This window comes from Vibrio sp. 2-1-2a (assembly GCF_032648565.1).
In the GTDB taxonomy this organism is placed as follows: domain Bacteria; phylum Pseudomonadota; class Gammaproteobacteria; order Enterobacterales; family Vibrionaceae; genus Vibrio; species Vibrio diabolicus.
Window position 1 is genome coordinate 1 of the sequence record NZ_WBOH01000027.1, and the last position, 3,208, is coordinate 3,208.

At 38.9% G+C, this 3,208-nt stretch carries 3 protein-coding genes; all 3 read right to left on the minus strand.

The features are described 5' to 3' along the window. Positions 1 to 723: 723 nt before the first annotated feature. The gene (locus F7Y48_RS23435; protein WP_074191380.1) at positions 724 to 1,179 is read right to left on the minus strand and encodes a hypothetical protein; all 456 of its coding nucleotides are present in this window, start codon (positions 1,177 to 1,179) and stop codon (positions 724 to 726) included. A gap of 752 nt (positions 1,180 to 1,931) precedes the next feature. After that, positions 1,932 to 2,324, minus strand: a complete 393-nt coding sequence (locus tag F7Y48_RS23440) for a hypothetical protein (protein WP_258506081.1) — start codon at positions 2,322 to 2,324, stop codon at positions 1,932 to 1,934. A 162-nt stretch (positions 2,325 to 2,486) separates the two neighbouring features. Then, a complete protein-coding gene (locus tag F7Y48_RS23445) occupies positions 2,487 to 2,918 on the minus strand; it encodes a hypothetical protein (RefSeq protein WP_316685447.1) in 432 nt (143 codons plus the stop codon). Between the last annotated feature and the right edge of the window lie 290 nt (positions 2,919 to 3,208).

The following is a 3,208-nucleotide window of genomic DNA, read 5'->3' on the forward strand; positions in this document are numbered from 1 at the left end:
GACAATAAGTCTTGCAAGGCAATCATATCTGAATTGAGCATTGAAGTTTTTAACTTCTCCTCTGCTTCAATTATTTCTTTAACTACATTGCTTTCCATACTATCAACTTCCTCATATCGCATAACGCTGCGTTAAGGGGTGAATGCCGCCTAAACGAACTTTCCGCAAACCACTTCCACCACCAAAACCCACCGCATACCAAAAATGCCACGCGGCATGAATCCCTCTTGAACGCCTTGTTATGTTTAAGACTCAAAGGGTTAAGTTTTACGATACCAAGAGCTTAACTCGACTTACCTTTGCACACCAAAATCATAGGCTAAAAGACTGAATTAACCCATAAAATTGATTGAATTTGCATTGAGTCTTAACGTGAGAAACGAAAGCTGAAGCTCTAACTTTGAAACTGACCAACCTGCACTCACCTCATCCAAACACTGCATTTAAATGAGGCGACTCTCAGAATTTTTAGCGCCCCAAAGTTGGAGTCCAGAAAACAGCGACCACTGAAGTCAACTTGCCGACAAAACCAAAATTGGAAAGCCGAGAAAGCAAAGAAAAGATGCAACCAACTGATTTTACGTGATCAAACATAACGCGCAGTTAATGTGTGAGGCACGCAATACCCAAGCTTCTGCATAACACCTTAATCACTAAAACCAACGCATAGTAAAAATGCCACGCGTGCCGAATCACTCTTGAACAATTTGTTATGTTGAGATGTTAAGTAACGCGTTCATAACTATCTAGCATCTTCACAGGCAACTGGTTTTCAACTAGAAAATTGTAAAAACGTAGATCTTCAATTAAGTTAGGAGAAGCTAATTCAAAGTCTTGATAGGTCTGATTTTTGAAACGAAACCTTACCGTATGTTCAAACCTTTTGGTTTGCGCATACAAAATTTCATGAATATCAGCAGTATTTATACTTGTACCTAAAAGAGATAAACTATTACCATCAAGCACAACTTCTAGCGACTGTTTCGGTTTGGATGCTAAATACTCAGCGGCTAAAGATACAGCACAAAAAAATGCGATGTACCCTAGTTGTGTTAAAAATGGAGCCTTAGATATCTCGACTAAGTAGTAAGCAAACATGCCACATATCAATACTCTAGTGACAAAGCTATACATTAATTTAAAACTGACCAATTTACTTTGTTTCAATAAAGTTTTCATAACTTCCTTCTCAACATAACGCCCTGCTAAGGGGTGAGCAACGCAATACCGATGTTGCTGCAAACCACCTTAATCACTAAATTCAACGCATAGTAAAAATGCCACGCGTTGCGAATCCCTCTTGAGCAGTTTGTTAGTTTGTAAACCCAAAGCGTTGATTTTAGTCATTTTAAACTTTGCAAACAATAAACTTTATGTGTTTTGACGCACTTAAGTCAGGCGTAGTCTAAAAGCGGCTAGTCAATGAAGCCACGTGGAACAAACAACGCCGCAGAAAACGAATTCACAACACCAAAAAGCGCTTTTGGAAAGCCAATCTCACAATACGGACTTTCAACAAAGCCACTGAAACCACATGAACTTACCACATCAGAGAAAACGCCATTTCAGCGAGTAGATCGTCTTTTATACCAACAAACTCAACGAGCAGAGTTTCAGCAAAAAACTTCGACTCAGTTAACCCCAAAGTCACCGCACCAAAGAACAAATCAACCGTTGAAACGATGCCAATTTTGGATTTTAACCACGCTAGTTAACACTGAAATTGAACGCGATACGACAATTTCGACTTTGAGCTTTTACCACTAGATCTTGCGATATAGCTGCGTTTTTCCTCTTGCAAACTAACGCCTTGTTAAGGTGTGAGGCACGCAATACCGAAGCTTCCGCATACCACCTTAACCACTAAAACCAACGCATAGTAAAAATGCCACGCGTGCCGAATCACTCTTGAACAATTTGTTAGCCCTTTTTCAAAGGTTAAGACTTGTATACGACAACCAAACCACCAAGATTGCCAGTAAGTTTAGAGAAACTGTTACTTCATTAACATTCACACTTATCGGTACTTCAATTCCAGAAGAAAAGGCTAAGGAAAAGTTAGGCGTTTCTATGCCTATCATCTGGATAAAATAAAGAGCGATCATTAACTTAAATACCCAAAGCTTCTTTTTTAACAACCCGTAAAAACTAGACAAGTTCAAGCTTAGCATCACTAAAACGATTGCAAATGCGAGAAAAAGACTCGAAGAGCTCAATTGATTAACTTGGGCAAGCAAGGTAAACAGTAGAAACAGAGTAACTGCAACAGATATACCCTGTAAAAACAGCAAAAACTTTGTCCTTTTTAAATGATTTTCAAACAATTTTATATTTTCTCCTTGAGGGCTAACGCCGCATTAAGGTGTGAGCAACGCAGCCACCTAACCTAAACCATTGCACCGTAAACACGAAACCCTACCTTGAACTGAAAATGCCAAGCGTTGGGAATCACTCTTAAATGCTTTGTTATGTTTTTAAGAAATTAGTTACAACAACCCAACTAATTTCTTAAAATCTTCTAGGCTATTGCATACCACTCCAATACCGAAGTCACCATTGTCTGCATGGTAAACTTTCCCGCTGTGTACTCCCGACAGGGAAATTAAGTATAAAGAATCATACGATAAAGCAACCGGGTATAAATGTTGTGCTTCTACAAAATCTTTGCTTATTTCAAAGTGCACCACATAATCTTCCAAGAAACCGAGATATTGATGAATCTCGATAACTTCGCGACTACTGCATATCTTTTCAAGAGATTCTTGCTGAGTGATGTTTCCGTAGTAATTGACTGTAAGTTCAATTTCTAATTCGGATAATTCACTACCAGCATAAGCAGTAAAAAACTCTATAAGCTCATCAGAAAGCTGATTGCCGTATAGGTGATGAATATCTAGAAGGCTACTTTCAAAATCCATAACTTCAACCTGGGAAGAAAAACATAACGCTGCGTTAAGGGGTGAATGCCGCCTAAACGAACTTTCCGCAAACCACTTCCACCACCAAAACCCACCGCATACCAAAAATGCCACGCGGCATGAATCCCTCTTGAACGCCTTGTTATGTTTAAGACTCAAAGGATTAAGTTTTACGATACCAAGAGCTTAACTCGACTTACCTTTGCACACCAAAATCATAGGCTAAAAGACTGAATTAACCCATAAAATTGATTGAATTTGCATTGAGTCTTAACGTGAGAAACGAAAGC